Genomic DNA, 17,557 nt, shown 5'->3' with positions numbered 1-17,557 from the left:
CAATTGCTTGAAACCCAGAACCTCACCATCCGCTTCGGCGGGCATGTGGCGGTGAATGCCGTCAGCTGCCGCTTCGCGCCGGGCACGCTGACGGCCATCGTCGGCCCCAACGGGGCGGGCAAGACCACCTACTTCAACCTGGTCTCGGGCCAGCTCAAGGCCACCGAGGGCAAGGTGCTGCTGAACGGCCGCGACCTGTCGGGGCTGCCGGCCTCGGCGCGCACCCGCGCCGGCCTCGGCCGCGCCTTCCAGCTGACCAACCTGTTCCCCAACCTCACGGTGCTGGAGAACGTGCGCCTGGCGGTGCAGGCCGCGCACGAGGGCGGGCACCGGCGCGGCCTCAACCTCTGGAGCATCTGGAGCGACCACCGGGCGCTGACCGAGCGCGCCGATGCGCTGCTGGCCGAGACCAACCTCAAGGCCCGCGAGCATGACGTGGTGGCCAGCCTGCCGCACGGCGACCAGCGCAAGCTGGAAGTGGCGCTGCTGATGGCGCTGGAGCCGCAGGTGTTCATGTTCGACGAGCCCACGGCGGGCATGAACGCGGCCGAGGCGCCGGTCATCCTCGATCTGATCCGCCGGCTCAAGCAGGACCAAACCAAGACCATCCTGCTGGTCGAGCACAAGATGGACGTGGTGCGCGAGCTGGCCGACCGCATCATCGTGCTGCACAACGGCACGCTGGTGGCCGACGGCGAGCCGGCCGAGGTGATCGCCTCGCCCGTGGTGCAGGAAGCCTACCTGGGCGTGGCGAAGGAGGCGGCATGAACGACGCATTGCTCACGCTCGAAGGCGTGCACACCCACATCGGCGCGTACCACATCCTCCACGGCGTGGACCTGGTGGTGCCCAAGGGCCAGCTCACCATGCTGCTCGGCCGCAACGGCGCCGGCAAGACCACCACGCTGCGCACGATCATGGGCCTGTGGAAGGTGGCGCAGGGCCGCGTGCAGTTCGGCGGCAAGAGCATCGCCAACCTGCCCACGCCGCAGATCGCCGACCTGGGCATCGCCTACGTGCCCGAGACCATGGGCATCTTCGCGGACCTCACCGTCAAGGAGAACATGCTGCTGGCCGCCCGCGGCGCCCGCCGCGCGCAGGACATGGACGAGGCGCGCCTGAAGTGGATCTTCCGACTCTTCCCCGCGGTGGAGAAGTTCTGGAACCACCCCGCCGGCAAGCTCTCCGGCGGCCAGAAGCAGATGCTGGCCGTCTCCCGCGCCATCGTCGAGCCGCGCGAGCTGCTCATCATCGACGAGCCCAGCAAGGGCCTGGCGCCGGCCATCATCAACAACATGATCGACGCCTTCGCCGAGCTCAAGGCCAGCGGGGTGACCATCCTGCTGGTGGAGCAGAACATCCATTTCGCCCAACGCCTGGGCGACACCGTCGCCGTGATGGACAACGGCTGCGTGGTGCACGCCGGCGGCATGGCCGAGTTCTCGGCCGACACGCAACTGCAGCAGCGCCTGCTGGGACTGGCCCTATGACGACCCTCGCCAAAGACATCGACTGGAAGCCGCTGCTGCTGGTGCCCGCGCTCGCGCTTGTGGCCCTGCCGCTGGTGGGCTCGCCCTCCACCTGGCTCACGCTCACCATCGCCGGCCTGGCCATGGGCATGATCGTGTTCATCATCGCCTCGGGCCTCACGCTGGTCTTCGGGCTGATGGACGTGCTGAACTTCGGCCATGGCGTGTTCATCGCCCTGGGTGCCTTCGTGGCCACCAGCGTGCTGGGCGCCATGGGCGACTGGACGCAGTCCACCTCCATCCTCACCAACCTGGTGGCGGTGCTGCCGGCCATGGTGGTCGCCATGCTGGTGGCTGGCGCGGTGGGCCTGGCCTTCGAGCGCTTCATCGTGCGGCCGGTCTACGGCCAGCACCTGAAGCAGATCCTCATCACCATGGGCGGCATGATCATCGGTGAGGAACTCATCAAGGTCATCTGGGGCCCGGCGCAGATCCCGCTGCCGCTGCCCGAGGGCCTGCGCGGCTCCTGGCTGTGGGGCGATGCGGCGGTGGAGAAGTACCGCGTGCTCGCGGTGATCGTCGGCGCGCTGGTCTTCGGCCTGCTGGCCTGGACGCTGGCCCGCACCAAGATCGGCCTCTTGATCCGCGCCGGTGTGCAGGACCGCGAGATGGTCGAGTCCCTCGGCTACCGCATTCGCGTGCTCTTCATCGGCATCTTCGTGGCGGGCAGCGCGCTGGCCGGGCTGGGGGGCGTGATGTGGGGCCTGTACCAGCAGAACGTGATCCCGCAGATGGGGGCGCAGGTCAACGTGCTGATCTTCATCGTCATCATCATCGGCGGGCTGGGCTCGACCACCGGCGCGCTGATCGGCGCACTGCTGGTGGGGCTGATGGCCAACTACACCGGCTTCGTCGCGCCGAAGGTGGCGCTGTTCTCGAACATCGCGCTGATGGTGGCGATCCTGCTGTGGCGGCCACAGGGCGTGTACCCCGTGGCGGGCAGTCGCTGAAAGAGGAGGGGACCGATCATGCTTCGACGCCTTCTCTCCAACGACCTGCCGCGCAGCAAGGTGCTGGCGGTGCTGCTGCTGGCGGTGCTGCTGGGACTGGCCTTCGCGCCCTTCCTGTTCCCGGGCGTCAAGGCGCTCAACGTGGCGGCCAAGATCCTGGTCTTCATCGTGCTGGTGGCCAGCTTCGACCTGCTGCTGGGCTACACCGGCATCGTGAGCTTCGCCCACACCATGTTCTTCGGCATCGGCGCCTATGGGGTGGCCATCGCGGCCACGCGCATGGGCGCGGGCTGGGACGCGGTGATCGTCGGCGTGCTGTGCGCGCTGGCGGTCTCGCTGGTACTGGCGCTGGCCGTGGGCCTCTTCTCGCTGCGGGTGCGGGCCATCTTCTTCGCCATGATCACGCTGGCGGTGGCCTCGGCCTTCCAGACGCTGGCCTCGCAGCTGTCGGACTTCACCGGCGGCGAGGACGGGCTCACCTTCAAGCTGCCCGAACTCATCTCGCCCAGCTTCGAGTTCAGCGAAGAGCCCTTCCTCGGCGTCTCGCTCGACGGCCGGCTGTTGTGCTACTACCTGCTCTTCGTGATGGCCGTGGTGCTGGTGCTGGCGCTGCTGCGCATCGTCAACTCGCCCTTCGGCCGCGTGCTGCAGGCCATCCGCGAGAACGAGTTCCGGGCCGAGGCCATCGGCTATCGCGTGGTGGTGTTCCGCACGCTGTCGGCCGTGCTGTCGGCGCTGTTCGCCACGCTGGCCGGCGCCATGCTGGCGATCTGGCTGCGCTACAACGGGCCGGACACCTCGCTCAGCTTCGAGATCATGGTCGATGTGCTGCTGATCGTGGTGATCGGCGGCATGGGCACCATCTGCGGCGCGGCCATCGGCGCGGTGCTCTTCGTGGTGGCGCAGAGCTACCTGCAGGATCTGCTGCGCCTGGGCAGCGAGGCGGCGAGCGGGCTGCCCTGGCTGTCGGCCGTGCTCTCGCCCGACCGCTGGCTGCTGTGGCTGGGCGTGCTCTTCGTGCTCTCGGTCTACTACTTCCCCACCGGCATCGTCGGCAAGCTGCGCAGCAGGAGCGCGAAATGAGCGTCACTCTTCCCACCTCCCACTACGCCCGGCTGGTCGGCCGCGAGATCCACTGGATGGACTGGGGCGACCCCGCCGCGCCGGCCGTGATCGCCTGGCACGGCCTGGCGCGCACCGGCCGCGACATGGACGAGCTGGCGGCGCACCTGGTGGCCGAGGGCTGGCGGGTGATCTGCCCCGACACGCTGGGCCGCGGCCTCAGCCAGTGGAGCCCGCTGCCGGACGAGGAATACCAGTTGGCCTTCTATGCCCGCATCGCCGACGCGCTGTGCGAGCACCTGGGGCTGGCGCGCGTGCACTGGGTGGGCACCTCCATGGGCGGTGCCATCGGCACGGTCTGCGCCTCCGGCCTCGTGGTCCCGGCCATGAAGCAACGCATCGCGGCGCTGGTGCTCAACGACAACGCGCCACAACTGGCGGCCGCGGCCATCGAGCGCATCAAGGCCTACGCGGGCAGCCCGCCGGCCTTCGAGACGGTGACCGAGCTCGAAGGTTTTCTGCGGACCGTCTACAAGCCCTACGGCTGGCTCAGCGATGCGCAATGGCGGCGCATGACGGAGACCTCGACCCGCCGCCTGCCCGACGGCCGCGTCACGCCGCACTACGACCCGGCCATGGTGCGCCAGTTCACCGTGCATGACGACGACTACCTCATCTGGCCGCATTACGACGCCATCGAGGTGCCGGTGATGATCCTGCGCGGCGCCGAGTCGGACCTGGTGCTGCCCGATACGGTCGAGGCGATGCGCCACCGCGGTCCGGGCGCGGCGCGGCGGCTGACGGTGCTGGAGGTGCCGGGTTGCGGGCACGCGCCTGCGCTGAACGTGCCTGAGCAACTGGTGCCCGTCGCGGCCTTCCTGCGTGCTGCGCCTTAGTTCGGCTGGGGCCGGGCGCGGGGCGGGGTCGCAAGCGTGTCCTTGCCTCCCTTATGGGACGCAACGTTTGATACGAGAGGCGTGACCCGGCTTGCCGGGGGACGTCCTTTCGATGGCAGGGTTGGCGTCAGTGGTCGATGATTACCAGTGTTCCTTGACTTCCAGCGGCTACTGCGTGGGGTCGGCCTGTGGGAACCATGAAGACCTCACCAGCCAACACACAGACTGTTTTCCCTGCGGTTTTCAGGTTCATGTGGCCTTTGCCCAACGCCCAAGGTAAGCGGCGCCGGAAGGAGCGAAGCGAGTGGAGGGCACCAACAAGGCCCATAAAAATGGCGAAGCCATGGGCCTTGTTGGCGTCCGCTTGACCGCCCAGTTAGGCACTGGATTTGTTAGCGCCACCTTCAAGATATGCCTCTGCTTTTCTTCCACTCGTTAAAGCGCGCGTCGAGAACTGGTGCAAGTCGCTCATAGTTCGCCCACGAGTCTTGGACATAGTAGAGCTCTGGTAGGCCTTGCGCCAAGGTGGATTCGTAGTCGGCGAGGTAGCGCCCGGTTTCGAAGTCGAAGTACTCAGAAGTAAATAAGTTACCCAGTTCGTTCAAGTCTTCATCCGTGAACTTGCCGTCACACATTGCTAAGAAAAATGCTCCAGGAGTTTTCTCCCGAGCGCGAAGGCAAAACAAGCTCTTTGGCATTTCCTCAATGTGAATGTTGCCAGCCATTCCGCTGAGCAGCGCCCACGTGAGATACATCCCCGTGTGAGTCGCTCCCGCCTCCGGGGGTAAGTCCGCAGGGAATTTGCCGCCATAGTGCCAAGAAGCGTCGTCGTATTTCATGTTCTCTGGTTTCCTAGTGTTGTGGCTGCAGCGTGAGGCCTGCGTTTTTTGCGGCGGTTGAGCTTGAAGTGCCTAACGTTCGAGCTAAGCTGGCCGCGGAGGCATGTGTTGTAAGCCCGGTTCGCGAGAATGTACAGAGTACCGCGGACCGCGGCTTACAACGCAAGCCGTAGCGGGTCAGTTTGAGCGAGGGGTTAGGCGTCACCCGCACACGCTCCAATGCACCTCCGTATTCGCGCTGCACTCGAAGCCTTCCAGTTCTGGGCGCTTGGCAAGTTTGGCGATCACGTCCTTCGAACCGCAGAGGAACGAGAAGTGACTGTCCCAGTGCGTGGTCCAAAGAACCTTCTTGTTGGGTGTGAAAACGCTGCAGTTTCCCTGCGTTGCGGTCGAGGACGGATCTTTCAAATCTTCGATCCAGCGAAGTTTCCGCTCGGTGCAGTGCTCATCGCCTATCCAAACCCACTCGTAGCCAAGTTGCTGGATGAAGGACAACACCTTGTTATGAGAGAGATCGGAGAACCGACCTTCGCTCGGCTCCACAAGTCCAACGGGTTCAATGCTCTTTCGCAATCTTGTTGCCAGAGCTCGATTGGAGAACTCCTCTCTCAGGCCGGCAATCTGCGTTCGCAGGGCAACATCAATCTCAGCTAAAGAATTGAAGCCCGTGAGCCGCTGAACCTCTGCCCACGTGACTGGCTCGCAGGTGCGGAGGATGGTGGCGCGATCAATGGAGTCATCGTTCCGAAAGTGCTCCGCTGATGTTGCTAGGGGTCGAATGAACGGGTGAAGCAGCACATAGACCGCTTCAAATGCGCCTTGATAGAAGGGCAAGATCGGCCCTTCATTGGGACAGACTGCGTAGAGATCCGGTTCAGGAAGGACGCGAGCGGTCATGGGTGGGGTTGATGGCGCCTAACGCCCTAGTTGAACGACGCCGGAGCAGGAAGTGCGGAGGGCACCAATACAGGCAATGAAAATGCCGAAGGCATGGCCTGTATTGGCGTCCGCATTGAACGCCGAGTTAGGCTGGGGCGCGAAGGAGGGGGCGTTGAGAACTCACCAACCTTAGCGGTGTTGCTCTTGATGCTTGAATCTAGGCTGGTGATGGACCGGAAGCAATTCATATTTTCGCCAGCACTCATCTTCATGCAATAAGCAACTCTTCTTCTGTCTCAGCAAACACATGGCGGTGAGCGTTTGCAATGACCCTTCTGTTTAACGATCTCACAAGTTGAGTAGAGGCTTGAATGTGAAGACTGTTCCCGATTTCGAGATCGTTGCCAATGAGAATAGCCTTTGCAGGAGAGACCGGGTAGTAGAGCGCAGAGTGAGTCGGTGGCGTATCAGGAGCTTCGGGATTTGCCAGTGTGTTGAGTACTGGCTGATCAGCAATGAGAAAGCTGGTGCCTGTAGCATTGTGAATGACGCGCAGTGGCTGCTCGTGACGGTTTGCGTACATAAACCACGCGATGTTTGTTACCAGCATCTGCGATACCAATGGCCACGTTCTGCGAATTCTGTTTGGGTCAATAGGTGATTTCGGATGAACTACTGCGTCGCGATGCTTCTGCGTCCTTAGGTGCTGTGCGGCCATGAAGGTCGCAAAATCGATGCATGCGTCACTGTTTTGATAGAAGGTGGCATCGCCCTCCTGCAAGCAAGCCAAATGTATAATAGCTCTGGCCTCAATTTCGGTATGCCAATCTTCGAGGTAGTTGCACTCTAGTATTTTTGCGGCATGGTCGATGCTCTCGATTTGGCCGCAGGTAGACTCGGATTTGACAAGTGCATGCTGCGCATTGAGATACTGATTAAGTGTGCGTTCGTGAAGTGGGCGTAGACCAGGAATTGCCTGCTCTACAACGAGTTTTCGCACGAAATCTATATCCGCTTGATCAAGATGGCGAAATTTGTAGAAGTCTCGCTCTTGAGCTATGTTCATTAGATTTGGGTTTGCAGTGGCACGGTTGGTCAAGCACCATATTTTTTCCGATTTGGCCCAAGCGCGAAGATATTGCCTCCACACATAGTGATGACGATGCTTCGGATGGGCGGATTTCTGGAAGGTGCGCATGTCGCTAAAGGCCTAACGCCCAGGTTAACCGGCGCCGGAGCGCGAAGCGCTGAGGGCACCAACGCTGGCCACGAAAATGGCGAAGCCATGGCCAGTGTTGGCGTCCGCGTTGAACCGACAGTTAGGCTGGGGCGCGTAGTGGAAGGTGTTCAAGGTGCTTTACACCAACAGTTCCTCGCGTTGCACTAAACGTGTCCAGGCGCTCAAGCTGTGAAGTCAAGAACTAGAGAATTCTTGCCCACGATGCTCAGGCTGTGAACGTCATTGTGGTTTGCATTCCACCACGCCGTTGCGTTGCGGATCGTAATGGTCGCGCCGCTGCTCTTGGCCGAAAGCAAAAGACTACGTACTGAATCGACTGACCACTTTCGAGCGTCAAGAATGACATTGGCGCCTACTAGGATCAAGCTTTGAACGAACTGCAGTTCTTGAGACATTTCTATCCTCTAGGTTGGTGATTTGTGAAAAGCCTAACGTGTTCTCGGGAGACAGCTAATGCCGCCTAACAGGCTGCTGAAATACTCCCTAGTGCCCTGTGCCGGGAAGTCTTCGGCCGCATAGAACGAGCTACAAGCGATTTTTTCGAGGTGGGCAAGGGGGCAGGCACCCTTGTTTTGGTCCATATTTTTGACTCGAAGCCAGTATTTCAGCTGCCTGCTAAGCAGACGCACCGCGCCCTAGACCGGCATGCTTTTCTCACTGTAAGCCGTTGATGCGTCATCAGATTCCCCCCATTTTACTGAATTCTTACAGCATTAAATTTCCGACAAAAGCGGCACACGAGCAACCAACTCGCCGAGGTCAGCTGTCCGCCTGGAGCGCACCGATGATGCCAGTTGTTCCGGCCGTTGCGGCCGTTGCGGCCGGACCATTTGCTAGATCGTCTGCGTTGATCCACTACAGCTTGCGGATCGAGAACACCTGCGGGTCTCGGGCGAGATCATTCACCCGATTCCATCGGCTGCGACACCTGTCGAACTGCATGGGACGGAGGGGGACTGGCGACCCGCGGCGCCACCGGCGTGTACGTGCCGCTCTCAGCGAGGAAGATGTTCGCGCTGTGCTTGCCGGTTCAAGGGGAGTATCGGCTGGTGGATTGCCTTGCAGCACTGGCTTTAGAGTTAGCGAGGTCATTCAACTGCGGGTTGAGGGCCTGCACTTCGCGCAGCTGAGGCCGATCATGCGAGAAGAAGGGGAGCGAAGGGTCGCGTCGTGATGGTGCCGCAGTCGCCCCTTCCTGAACTGCGCCATCCAATGGGGTAATTAATCCGGCGAATGCAATCGTCCGGAGGACTTCGTCGGCGGGGCCGCAAGACGCCGATGGACGCCAGGTGCCGCGATGCAAGATCAGCCGATCCTGGGCAAGAAGCCGTGAGCGCGGCAGAGTGGAGGCCGCGCTTTCGCGCGGCCCGGGCCGTTCGGGCGATCAGCCGGCAGCGCGGACCTGGTCGCGCAGGCTCTTGATCTGGTCGTGGTTCTTCTGGGCGCCCTGGGCTTGGCGCTCGATCAGTGCACGCACATCGGCCGGCAGGTCCTGCTGCAGGGCCTTGCGGTAGCGGGCCACGGCGGCGTCTTCGCCGCGCTCGCACTCGTTGAGCATGGACTCTTCGCTGTTGGCGCCCACGGCGCCCTTCACGTGCACCCAGCCGCGGTGCAGGGCGCCCGAGGCGGTGCCGCCGTCGGCGGGCTTGCCACCCAGGCGAACGACGAGTTCTTCCAGTTCGCGAGCGGCCTGCGCACATTCGGTGGCGCGGTTGGCGAAGGTGGTGCGCAGGCTGCTGTTCTCGACCTCTTCGGCGCAGAGGCGGAAGCCGTATTCGCCGTCGCGCGAGTTTTCCAGCAGGTCGTTCAGGGTGTCGATGACGTCGGTGGTGGTCTGGGCCATGGTGGGCTCCTTCTTCAATGGGTGGATCGGTGGCCGAGAGGAGGGATGACCTCTCCTCGGCTGCGGAACCGCCATGGTTGAAGGGTGCGCTCGCCCGGACCGTCGTCGGGCCGCGCGCCCCGCTGTAGGTGCAGGGGCCTTGGCACTGCCCGCCAGGCGCAGGGGCGTTGTCGGAGCCCGGTGCGCGGATCAGGAGAGTTGCAGCAGTTCGGTCGGGCTGATCATGTGCAGCCGCATGAGTTCGTCCGCCACCCGTGCGCCGCTCAACGGTGTCACGCCCTCCCGCTGCGCATAGGCCAACAGCCCGTTGCGCAGGGTGATGCGCGAGACGAAGAAGCTGCGCTCCCGCAGGTGGGCCAGGATTTCGTCGACCACCACTTCGAACTGGGCGGCTTCATCGGGCGGGGTGGGCGTGGCGGTGTCTGTCATGGCGGTGCTGGGGCGAGTGGTGCACGCCGCCAAGCAAGCTTCGTGCGAGCCGGGCTCAGATGCCGAAGGCGCGGCGGCTTTCCGGTGCGATGAGGTCGTGGAACTCGGGATGCTTGCGCAGGAAGGCCGCCACGAAAGGGCAGACCGGGATCACGCGCGTGCCCAGCGCCCGCACATCCTCCAGCGCATGGCGCACCAGCGTGGAGCTCAGGCCGCGGCCCTCGAACTCGGGGAGGATCTCGGTATGGGTGAACACCAGCCCATTGGCCAGGACGTTGTATTCGCTGAAGCCGGCCAGCGTGTCGCCCAGCAGGATCTCGTAGCGGTGGGCGGCTTCGTTCTTGCGAAGGGTGGGGGTCTGCGTCATGCGGGCTCCTTGCGGCCGAAAGGGGGCCGACCATCATCGCCGAGCGCCGTGCCGGCGCCGCGCGACATCAGTGGCGTCCGTCGGCCGAGGCAGACGTCGCGGCGGCCTGCGCCGGCGGCGCGGGCTCGAGCGCCGCCTTCACGGCCGAGACCAGCGCCGCGGAGGTATAGGGCTTGGCCAGGATCAGGCTGCCGCTGAGCTCGCCGCGCAACAGGGGCGAGGCGTCGCCGCTGGCGAAGATCGTGACCAGCTCGGGCACCTGCGTGCGCAGGGCCGCGGCCAGTTCGGTGCCCGAGGCGCCGGGCAGGTTGATGTCGGTCACCATGACCTGCGGACGGTGGCGTTGCGCCAGGGCCTCCGCTTCCTCGGCGCTGCCGGCTTCGACCACGGCATAGCCCGCGTCGGTGAGCATCGCGGCCGAGGTCACGCGGATCAGCGGATCGTCTTCGACCAGCAGCACGACGCCGGCGCTGGGGCGGGCCGGGGCGCTCGCCGCGGTGGGCCGGTCTGCCGTCGATGCGGAGGCCGAAGCGGCACTGGAGGGCGCAGGGGCTGCGGGCGCGGCGGCCTGCCGCTGCGCCCGGTTGCCGAGCAGGTGGCGCACCTTGCGCGCCAGGGCCTCGCGCGAATAGGGCTTGGACAGCAGTTCCACGCCGGCATCCAGCCGGCCGCCGTGGACGATGGAGTTCTCGGTGTAGCCCGAGGTGAAGAGCACCGCCAGGTCCGGAATGCGCTGACGGGCCTGCCGCGCCATCTCGGGGCTCTTGAGCGGGCCGGGCATCACGACGTCGGTGAAGAGCAGGTCGACCGGAATGCCGCTCTCGATGACCGCCAGGCCCTTGGAGGCATCGGACGCCTGCAGCACCCGGTAGCCCAGGTCGGCCAGCATGGCCACGACCACCTCGCGCACCTCGGCGTCGTCCTCCACCACCAGCACGACCTCGGTGCCGCCTTCGACGGCGCCGGCGTCCAGTCGCACCGCGACATCCTCCGCCTGCATGGCGCGCGGCAGGAACACCTTCACGGTGGTGCCGTGCCCGACTTCCGAATAGATCTTGATGTGGCCGTTGGACTGCTTGACGAAGCCGTACACCATCGACAGGCCCAGGCCCGATCCCTTGCCTTCCGGCTTGGTGGAGAAGAAGGGCTCGAAGGCCCGGGCGATCACCTCCGGCGGCATGCCGGCGCCCGTGTCCGACACGGCCAGCATCACGTACTGTCCTGGCGCGACCTCGTCGTGCTGGCGCGCATAGGCCTCGTCCAGATGCACGTTGGCCAGTTCGATGGTGAGCCGGCCTGAGCCGTTCATCGCGTCGCGTGCGTTGATGGCGAGGTTGAGCACGGCGTTCTCGATCTGCGTCGGATCGACGAAGGTGTTCCACAGGCCGCCGCCGAGCACGGTCTCGATCTCGATCGCACCGCCCAGGGCGCGGCGCAGCATGTCGTCCATGCCCTGCACCATGCGCGTGGCGTTGACCACGCGCGGCTCCAGCGGCTGGCGCCGGCCGAAGGCCAGCAACTGGGCCGCCAGCTTGGCGCCGCGCGAGACGCCGGCCATGGCATTGGCCACCAGCCGCTGCGCGCGCTCGTTGCCGGCGATGTCCTTGGAGAGGAGGTGCAGGCTGCCCGAGATGACCTGCAGCAGGTTGTTGAAGTCGTGGGCCACGCCGCCGGTGAGCTTGCCGATGGATTCCAGCTTCTGCGCCTGCGCGAGCTTGGCCTCGGCCTGCCGGCGCTCGTCGATCTCGGCGATGACGCGTGCCTCGAGGTTCTCGTTGAGCAGGCGCAGTTGCTCTTCGGCGCGTTCGCGGTGGCGCACCTGGGCGGCCAGTGCCGTGGCCTGGGCCACCAGGCTGCGTTCCGCGGCCCGCTGCTCGGTGATGTCGGTGTGCACGCCCACCCATTCGTCGATGCTGCCGTCCTCGCGCAGGATGGGCAGGCCGCGCACGGCGAAGTTGCGCCAGGCGCCGTCGCTGCGGCGCACCCGGTGCTCGTGGACGAACATGGCGCGGCCTTCGACCGCCGCATTCCAGGTGGCGATGGCGCCCTGCGCATCGTCCGGATGCAGGGCGTCGGCCCAGCCGTAGCCTTCGTATTCCTGCTGGGTCTGCCCGGTGAGCGCGGCCCAGCCCGGCTGTTCGCCGGTCATCCGGCCGTCGGCGCTGTTGGTCCAGAGCACGCCATGGACGGCGTCCATCGCCGTGCGAAAGCGCCGGTTGCCCACGCGCAGCGCCGCTTCCTGCCGCGCCCGGTCGGTCACGTCGAGGACCGTGCACATGACGCCGGCCGCCGCGTCCGCGGCTTCGTACACCGGCGTGTAGAAAAGGTCGAAGACATGCTGCTGCGGCCCGTCCTCGCGCATCAGCGTCATCGCGTGTTCGCGGAAGCAGACGATCTCGCCGCCAAGGCAGCGTTGCAGCACCTCCCGGTTCCATTCGGCGATCTCGGGCCACACCTCCATCGTCGTCCGGCCCAGTGCATCGGGATGCTGCGTGCCCAGCACAGCCCGGTAGGCGTCGTTGTAGAGCATCACATGGTCGGTGCCCCACATCAGCACCTTGGGCACGGGCGAGTTGACGATGTTGGAGACCGTGGTCCGCAGCGCCGGCGACCAAGTCTCCACGGCGCCCAGCGGGGTGTTCGCCCAGGCCCGTCTGCGGATCAGCGCTCCGCATTCGCCGCCGGCCGGCGGCCAGACCGTGCTGTCGGACGCAGGGTGGCCCGAGGCTTCTGAAAGGGACGGCTGGACGGTGGAGACGTTCGGCATATCGGCTGTCGGTGGTGGGGAAGCGCAGGAGGGACAGCCGGCGTGGGTCCTCACCCGTCCGTCAGCGTCGTGGCGCGCAGCGCGCCGCGGGATTCTCGTCAGCCGAAAGCGGTCATCTTGACGGACAAGGCCGCGACACGCGGGGTGTTCGGGCCCAGGGCCGGTGCGCGGAGCGGGGCCTCGGGCGCCAGGGCCTCGCGCCGTTGCGGGCACCCCGCGGCAGGGGAGGTGGGCCGGATGCGCAGCGGCCCGCAGCGTGTGCAGTGCGTGCGCGGCGGGGCGCGCATCTTCAGGGCCGGTGCAGCGACGTCCAGCAATAGATCGCCAGCGAAAAGCACAGGCTGATCAATAACGCGACCACCTTCTGCACCGTATTTCTTTCTTCGGCACTGATGAAGAAAAGAACGACCGCCAAGACAAAACTGATGGTCAGGATCATGAATTGTTCGGCCGGCATTTTCTGGAAGCCCAGCAGGGTCATCGATGGCGGTTCAAGGGAAGCGGGCGTCTGCGGCCATCGATCTGCGCGGGGCCGCCCCCCAGTATGAAGCGCGGCCCACGCGCATTCAGTCAATCAATGAAATCTTTTGTCAAGGTAATGAAAAGGCTGGTGAATTAATTCCTCTTCTGCGCGTTTGGCTGGATTGCCGCCAGACGCCGCCCCAGGTCGTGGCTGGCCTCGCCGCGAACGGCGGCGGACCCCTATCGGAAAAAGGAATTGGAAAAGCGGGAAGGGCCGTCGGCTCAATTCGGCCGCCGGCCTCGTCGGTCAAGGCCTGGCGGAAACGGGGATCGACGGTCCCGAATACCGCCCGGCGTGGGCGTGCCACCGATGCGGATGGCCTCAGGCCGGCTCCATCCCTTGGCGACGGATGGCGCCGGCGGCCTCGGGGCCGGCCATGAAGTCGAGCACCGCCTGGGCCTCGCCCGCCCGCGTGCTGGTGGCCGCCACGGCACCCGAGAAGGTGGTGACGATCTGGATCGCGTCCGGCAACGGGCCCAGGATGTCGATGCCTTCGAGGTTCAGCATTTCGCTCAGCTGCTGGAAGCCCAGCGCCACCTCGCCCTTGGCCACGAGGCTGCCCACGGGCACGCCGGGCGGCGCGGTGACGATGCGCGGCTGGATCTCGGCGGCGATGCCCCAGCGCTCGAAGAGCTTGGCCAATTGCACGCCGCTGGGGCCGGTGGAGTAGGCCAGGCTCTGCGCGCCCAGCACGGCCTGCTTGACGGCTTCTTCGCTGTCGATGGCCGGCCGCGGCGCGCCGGCCTTCACGGCCACCGCCACGCCCGAGGTCACCAGGTCCTTGCGCGGGCCGGCCGTCTTGCCGGCGGCGGCCAACTGGTCGATGGCGTTGGCCGCCAGCACCACCAGGTCGAAGACCTCGCTGGCCTGCACGCGCTTGGCGGCATCCACGCCGCCCACCGATTCCACCTTCACCGCCTGGCCGGTGCTGCGTTCGTAGTCGGCCGCCAGGTCGTTCAGGATCTGCCGGGTGGCCATGGAAGAGATGAGCGTCAGGGGGGCGGTCATGCTGCGGGTCGATGAGGGGTTGTCGGATGAACGGCGGATTGTGTCAGCCGTCGCCGAAGCGCGTGGCGATCAGCTGCCGCAGCCACTGGTTGGCCGGCTCGCGGTGCAGGCGCGCGTGCCACAGCAGGTGGATGCCGATCTCGGGCAGCGGCGCCGGGTGCGCCAGCCAGCGCAGGCCGAAGGGCCCGGCCATGCGCTGGGCCAGCCGCTCGGGCACGGTGGCGATCATGTCGGTGCCGGCCAGGATGTGTCCCAGGGCCACGAAGTGCGGCACCGTCAGCCGCACCCGGCGTTCGATGCCCTGGCGGGCCAGTTCGTCCTCCACCACGCCGTGGCCGGTGCCCGCGGAAACCACGGCCAGGTGCTCGGCCGCGCTGAATTCGCGCAGGCCGATGCGGCGCTTGTCCAGCGGATGGCCCTGGCGCATCAGGCACACATAGCGCTGGGTGAACAGACGCCGCTGAAAGAAGCCGGTGCGCAGCTGCGGCAGCAGGCCCAGGGCCAGGTCCACATGGCCGGACTCCATCTCGTCCTTGAGTTGCACCGCGGTGTTGCGCACGGTGCTCACGGTCACGCCGGGGGCGGCCTCGGCCAGGGCTTCCATGAGGCCGGGCAGGAAGTAGATCTCGCCGATGTCGGTCATGCCGATGGTGAAGGCGCGGCTGCTGGTGGCGGGGTCGAAGCCCTGGTCCTGCCGCAGCGCGCCCTGCAGCAGCTGCAGCGCGGCGGCCACCGGCTCGGCCAGTTGCACGGCGCGCGGCGTGGGCTCCATGCCGCGCGAGGTGCGCAGGAAGAGCTCATCGCCCACCGCCTTGCGCAGCCGCGCCAGCGCGTTGCTCACGGCGGGCTGGCTCAGCCCCAGCGCCCGCGCCGCGCCCGAGACGCTGCGCTCGGCCAGCAGCTGGTTGAACACCAGCAGCAGATTCAGGTCGAGCTGCTTGAGGTCCATGGCGTGTTATTGACGATGGTGATGGGGCCTATTCACTAGATTCTATTGGTGGATAGTGGGCCGGGCCGCATGATGCGCCCCACTACGACAACGACGGAGACACGCACCATGAACAGCGCGCCCCACGAGGCCCCGCTGCGCTGGGAAGCCGGCGGCACCAGCCGCATTCCCTTTGCCGCCTACACCCGCGACGACCTGCACCGCCAGGAGCTGGAACGCTTCTTCTACCGCGGCCACTGGTGCTACGTCGGCCTGGAGGCGGAGATTCCCAACCCCGGCGACTTCAAGCGCACCGCCGTCGGCGAGCGCTCGGTGATCCTGGTGCGTGCACAGGACGGCAGCATCCATGTGGTGGAGAACGTCTGCGCCCACCGCGGCATGGCCTTCTGCCGCGAGCGCCACGGCAACCGCAAGAGCTTCACCTGCCCCTACCACCAGTGGAACTACAACCTCACCGGCAAGCTGATGGGCGTGCCCTTCCGGCGCGGCGTGCGCGACGAGGCCGGTGAGATGCAGGGCGGCATGCCCGAGGACTTCAAGCCCGAGGACCACGGCCTCACCAAGCTCAAGGTGGCCACGCGCGGTGGCGTGGTCTTCGCCAGCTTCGACCATGAGGTCGAGTCGCTGGAGGACTTCATGGGCCCGGTCATCCTGCGCTGGTTCGACCGGCTCTTCAACGGCCGCAAGCTGAAGATCCTGGGCTACAACCGCCAGCGCATTCCCGGCAACTGGAAGCTGATGCAGGAGAACATCAAGGACCCGTACCACCCCGGCCTGCTGCACGCCTGGTTCGTCACCTTCGGCCTCTGGCGCGCGGACAACAAGTCGCAGCTGGTGATGGACGAGCGCCACCGCCACGCGGCCATGATCTCCACCCGTGGCCAGCAGGGCGCCGCCTCGCAGGTGACGCAGGTGTCGAGCTTCAAGGAGAAGATGTCGCTGGAGGACGCGCGCTTCCTGGACATCGTGCCGGAGTCGTGGTGGGGCGGCCCGACTGCCGTCATGACGACGCTGTTCCCCAGCGTGATCCTGCAGCAGCAGGTCAACAGCGTCTCGACGCGCCACATCCAGCCCGACGGCCACGGCGCCTTCTTCTTCGAATGGACGCACTTCGGCTTCGAGGACGACACCGAGGAGATGCAGCAGCGCCGCCTGCGCCAAGCCAACCTCTTCGGCCCGGCGGGCTTCGTGTCCGCCGACGACGGCGAGGTGATCGAGCTGTCGCAGATGGCCTTCGAAAGCAAGCCCGGCCACCGGGCCCTGGCCGAACTGGGCGGCCGCGACGTGGGCGATGCAGACCACATGGTCACCGAGACGCTGATCCGCGGCATGTACGACTACTGGCGCGGTGTGATGGAGGCGCCTGGTGCGGATGGCCCACCGGCCGCGGCGGCGCCCCGACCGTCGCCGTGTGCATCCGAAGGCGACGCGTCCCACGGCCATGGGGAAGGGAGCGCCGCCCGATGAGCCCGCTCAATTTCGAGGACTGGTTCGCGCTCAGCCAGCTCTATGCCCGCTACGCCAGCGCGCTCGACGCGGCAGACTGGGACGCCTGGCCGGAGTTCTTCACCGAGGACTGCCGCTACCGCCTGCAGCCACGCGAGAACCATGAACGGGGCTTTCCGCTGGCCACGCTGTCCTTCGAGAGCAAGGCCATGCTGCGCGACCGGGTCTACGGCATCCGCGAGACGCTCTACCACGACCCCTACTACCAGCGCCACGTGGTCGGCACGCCGCTGGTGCGCGAGGTGGTGGACGGCCGCATCCACTGCGAGGCCAACTACGCCGTCTTCCGCACCAAGCTGTCGCAGCTGACCACCGTGTTCAACGTGGGCCGCACGATCGACGAGGTGGTGCGGATGCCCGATGGCGCGCTCAAGTTCGCGTCGCGGCTGGTGGTGTACGACAGCGAGATGATCCCGAACTCGATCATCTATCCGATCTAGCAGGCACCCCTTCTGCCAGCAGACCCTGCGCCTTGTCCGCCCACAGCTGCAGGCTGTCCAGCAGGTCCTTCTGGCTGAAGGAGCAGCTTTCCTCGCTGAACAGGGCGCTGGATTCCAGGCGGTCCACCACGTCGAGCAGCACGGGTGCGTAGCGCGGCGGCAGGACGGCCTGCAGGGCAGAGGCCTGGCGGGCGTGGTCGCACAGGCGGCCGAGTTGCAGCGGATCGCGGCGGGTGGCGGCGAGCAGGTCAGCGAGCCGGGCGAGCTGGTCCTGGGCGGTGGCGACGTCGGTGGTCGTGTTCATGGGGCCTGCGGGATGTTCGATGTCGG

19 protein-coding genes are annotated in these 17,557 nt (G+C 65.8%); 7 read left to right on the top strand and 12 right to left on the bottom strand.

What is annotated here, in order from left to right:
• Nucleotides 1–3: 3 nt before the first annotated feature.
• The 5 genes from L0984_RS04280 to L0984_RS04260 are packed head-to-tail and all read left to right on the top strand — an operon-like array spanning nt 4 to nt 4,437.
• Nucleotides 4–768, top strand: a complete 765-nt coding sequence (locus L0984_RS04280; protein WP_234192485.1) for an ABC transporter ATP-binding protein — start codon at nt 4–6, stop codon at nt 766–768.
• Nucleotides 765–1,490 carry an ABC transporter ATP-binding protein gene (locus tag L0984_RS04275; protein ID WP_234192484.1) on the top strand — a complete coding sequence of 242 codons (726 nt, stop codon included), beginning with the start codon at nt 765–767 and terminating at the stop codon, nt 1,488–1,490. Before L0984_RS04280 ends, L0984_RS04275 begins: the two co-directional genes overlap by 4 nt.
• Nucleotides 1,487–2,479, top strand: a complete 993-nt coding sequence (locus L0984_RS04270; RefSeq protein WP_017760611.1) for a branched-chain amino acid ABC transporter permease — start codon at nt 1,487–1,489, stop codon at nt 2,477–2,479. The genes L0984_RS04275 and L0984_RS04270 overlap by 4 nt, the downstream gene beginning before the upstream one ends.
• An 18-nt stretch (nt 2,480–2,497) precedes the next feature.
• The gene (locus tag L0984_RS04265) at nt 2,498–3,562 is read left to right on the top strand and encodes a branched-chain amino acid ABC transporter permease (RefSeq protein WP_234192483.1); all 1,065 of its coding nucleotides are present in this window, start codon (nt 2,498–2,500) and stop codon (nt 3,560–3,562) included.
• The gene (locus tag L0984_RS04260) at nt 3,559–4,437 is read left to right on the top strand and encodes an alpha/beta fold hydrolase (RefSeq protein ID WP_234192482.1); all 879 of its coding nucleotides are present in this window, start codon (nt 3,559–3,561) and stop codon (nt 4,435–4,437) included. Before L0984_RS04265 ends, L0984_RS04260 begins: the two co-directional genes overlap by 4 nt.
• A 404-nt stretch (nt 4,438–4,841) precedes the next feature.
• On the opposite strand, the gene L0984_RS04255 is transcribed toward L0984_RS04260, so the two are convergent.
• From L0984_RS04255 to L0984_RS04205, 11 genes are all read right to left on the bottom strand, one after another.
• Nucleotides 4,842–5,276, bottom strand: coding sequence for a DUF7832 domain-containing protein (locus L0984_RS04255; RefSeq protein WP_234192481.1), 435 nt, complete (start codon nt 5,274–5,276; stop codon nt 4,842–4,844).
• A gap of 201 nt (nt 5,277–5,477) precedes the next feature.
• Nucleotides 5,478–6,173, bottom strand: coding sequence for a DUF2711 family protein (locus L0984_RS04250; RefSeq protein WP_234192480.1), 696 nt, complete (start codon nt 6,171–6,173; stop codon nt 5,478–5,480).
• A 250-nt stretch (nt 6,174–6,423) separates the two neighbouring features.
• Nucleotides 6,424–7,353, bottom strand: a complete 930-nt coding sequence (locus L0984_RS04245) for a DUF4238 domain-containing protein (protein WP_234192479.1) — start codon at nt 7,351–7,353, stop codon at nt 6,424–6,426.
• A gap of 203 nt (nt 7,354–7,556) precedes the next feature.
• Nucleotides 7,557–7,790, bottom strand: a complete 234-nt coding sequence (locus tag L0984_RS04240) for a hypothetical protein (protein WP_234192478.1) — start codon at nt 7,788–7,790, stop codon at nt 7,557–7,559.
• A gap of 989 nt (nt 7,791–8,779) precedes the next feature.
• Nucleotides 8,780–9,238 (bottom strand): ferritin-like domain-containing protein, encoded by a 459-nt coding sequence (locus L0984_RS04235; protein ID WP_234192477.1) that lies wholly within the window; start codon nt 9,236–9,238, stop codon nt 8,780–8,782.
• 189 nt (nt 9,239–9,427) lie between these two features.
• On the bottom strand, nt 9,428–9,667 hold the full coding sequence (locus tag L0984_RS04230; RefSeq protein ID WP_234192476.1) for a hypothetical protein: 240 nt from the start codon (nt 9,665–9,667) through the stop codon (nt 9,428–9,430).
• A gap of 55 nt (nt 9,668–9,722) precedes the next feature.
• Entirely contained in the window at nt 9,723–10,034 is a 312-nt protein-coding gene (locus tag L0984_RS04225; protein WP_234192475.1) for a GNAT family N-acetyltransferase, read from the bottom strand.
• Between the two features lie 67 nt (nt 10,035–10,101).
• Nucleotides 10,102–12,801 carry a response regulator gene (locus tag L0984_RS04220; protein WP_234192474.1) on the bottom strand — a complete coding sequence of 900 codons (2,700 nt, stop codon included), beginning with the start codon at nt 12,799–12,801 and terminating at the stop codon, nt 10,102–10,104.
• A 289-nt stretch (nt 12,802–13,090) separates the two neighbouring features.
• Nucleotides 13,091–13,282 carry a hypothetical protein gene (locus L0984_RS04215; RefSeq protein WP_234192473.1) on the bottom strand — a complete coding sequence of 64 codons (192 nt, stop codon included), beginning with the start codon at nt 13,280–13,282 and terminating at the stop codon, nt 13,091–13,093.
• 363 nt (nt 13,283–13,645) lie between these two features.
• Nucleotides 13,646–14,332: a substrate-binding domain-containing protein gene (locus tag L0984_RS04210; protein WP_234192472.1), complete on the bottom strand. Its 687-nt coding sequence runs from the start codon at nt 14,330–14,332 to the stop codon at nt 13,646–13,648.
• A gap of 43 nt (nt 14,333–14,375) precedes the next feature.
• Complete coding sequence (locus L0984_RS04205; protein WP_234192471.1) at nt 14,376–15,281, bottom strand: LysR family transcriptional regulator; 906 nt, start codon at nt 15,279–15,281, stop codon at nt 14,376–14,378.
• A gap of 108 nt (nt 15,282–15,389) precedes the next feature.
• Between L0984_RS04205 and L0984_RS04200 the strand changes: the two genes are divergently transcribed.
• Together L0984_RS04200 and L0984_RS04195 are read left to right on the top strand one after the other, a co-directional pair.
• Entirely contained in the window at nt 15,390–16,748 is a 1,359-nt protein-coding gene (locus L0984_RS04200) for an aromatic ring-hydroxylating dioxygenase subunit alpha (RefSeq protein ID WP_234192470.1), read from the top strand.
• A complete protein-coding gene (locus L0984_RS04195) occupies nt 16,745–17,227 on the top strand; it encodes an aromatic-ring-hydroxylating dioxygenase subunit beta (protein ID WP_234192469.1) in 483 nt (160 codons plus the stop codon). Before L0984_RS04200 ends, L0984_RS04195 begins: the two co-directional genes overlap by 4 nt.
• Here the strand turns inward: L0984_RS04195 and L0984_RS04190 are convergent.
• Nucleotides 17,211–17,531: a hypothetical protein gene (locus tag L0984_RS04190; RefSeq protein WP_234192468.1), complete on the bottom strand. Its 321-nt coding sequence runs from the start codon at nt 17,529–17,531 to the stop codon at nt 17,211–17,213. The genes L0984_RS04195 and L0984_RS04190 overlap by 17 nt on opposite strands.
• Between the last annotated feature and the right edge of the window lie 26 nt (nt 17,532–17,557).

Source organism: Pseudacidovorax sp. NFM-22, from assembly GCF_021401245.1.
GTDB lineage: Bacteria > Pseudomonadota > Gammaproteobacteria > Burkholderiales > Burkholderiaceae_C > Xenophilus.
Note: the sequence above shows the minus strand (reverse complement) of the source record. Positions and strands in the feature narration are given on the sequence as shown.

Coding starts and splice junctions, on each gene's coding strand:
- L0984_RS04270 (WP_017760611.1), top strand. CDS start 1,487: ATGACGACCCTCGCCAAAGACATCGACTGGAAGCCGCTGCTGCTGGTG.
- L0984_RS04200 (WP_234192470.1), top strand. CDS start 15,390: ATGAACAGCGCGCCCCACGAGGCCCCGCTGCGCTGGGAAGCCGGCGGC.
- L0984_RS04190 (WP_234192468.1), bottom strand. CDS start 17,531: ATGAACACGACCACCGACGTCGCCACCGCCCAGGACCAGCTCGCCCGG.
- L0984_RS04235 (WP_234192477.1), bottom strand. CDS start 9,238: ATGGCCCAGACCACCACCGACGTCATCGACACCCTGAACGACCTGCTG.
- L0984_RS04245 (WP_234192479.1), bottom strand. CDS start 7,353: ATGCGCACCTTCCAGAAATCCGCCCATCCGAAGCATCGTCATCACTAT.
- L0984_RS04225 (WP_234192475.1), bottom strand. CDS start 10,034: ATGACGCAGACCCCCACCCTTCGCAAGAACGAAGCCGCCCACCGCTAC.
- L0984_RS04210 (WP_234192472.1), bottom strand. CDS start 14,332: ATGACCGCCCCCCTGACGCTCATCTCTTCCATGGCCACCCGGCAGATC.
- L0984_RS04275 (WP_234192484.1), top strand. CDS start 765: ATGAACGACGCATTGCTCACGCTCGAAGGCGTGCACACCCACATCGGC.
- L0984_RS04255 (WP_234192481.1), bottom strand. CDS start 5,276: ATGAAATACGACGACGCTTCTTGGCACTATGGCGGCAAATTCCCTGCG.
- L0984_RS04195 (WP_234192469.1), top strand. CDS start 16,745: ATGAGCCCGCTCAATTTCGAGGACTGGTTCGCGCTCAGCCAGCTCTAT.
- L0984_RS04250 (WP_234192480.1), bottom strand. CDS start 6,173: ATGACCGCTCGCGTCCTTCCTGAACCGGATCTCTACGCAGTCTGTCCC.
- L0984_RS04265 (WP_234192483.1), top strand. CDS start 2,498: ATGCTTCGACGCCTTCTCTCCAACGACCTGCCGCGCAGCAAGGTGCTG.
- L0984_RS04240 (WP_234192478.1), bottom strand. CDS start 7,790: ATGTCTCAAGAACTGCAGTTCGTTCAAAGCTTGATCCTAGTAGGCGCC.
- L0984_RS04220 (WP_234192474.1), bottom strand. CDS start 12,801: ATGCCGAACGTCTCCACCGTCCAGCCGTCCCTTTCAGAAGCCTCGGGC.
- L0984_RS04230 (WP_234192476.1), bottom strand. CDS start 9,667: ATGACAGACACCGCCACGCCCACCCCGCCCGATGAAGCCGCCCAGTTC.
- L0984_RS04260 (WP_234192482.1), top strand. CDS start 3,559: ATGAGCGTCACTCTTCCCACCTCCCACTACGCCCGGCTGGTCGGCCGC.
- L0984_RS04215 (WP_234192473.1), bottom strand. CDS start 13,282: ATGACCCTGCTGGGCTTCCAGAAAATGCCGGCCGAACAATTCATGATC.
- L0984_RS04205 (WP_234192471.1), bottom strand. CDS start 15,281: ATGGACCTCAAGCAGCTCGACCTGAATCTGCTGCTGGTGTTCAACCAG.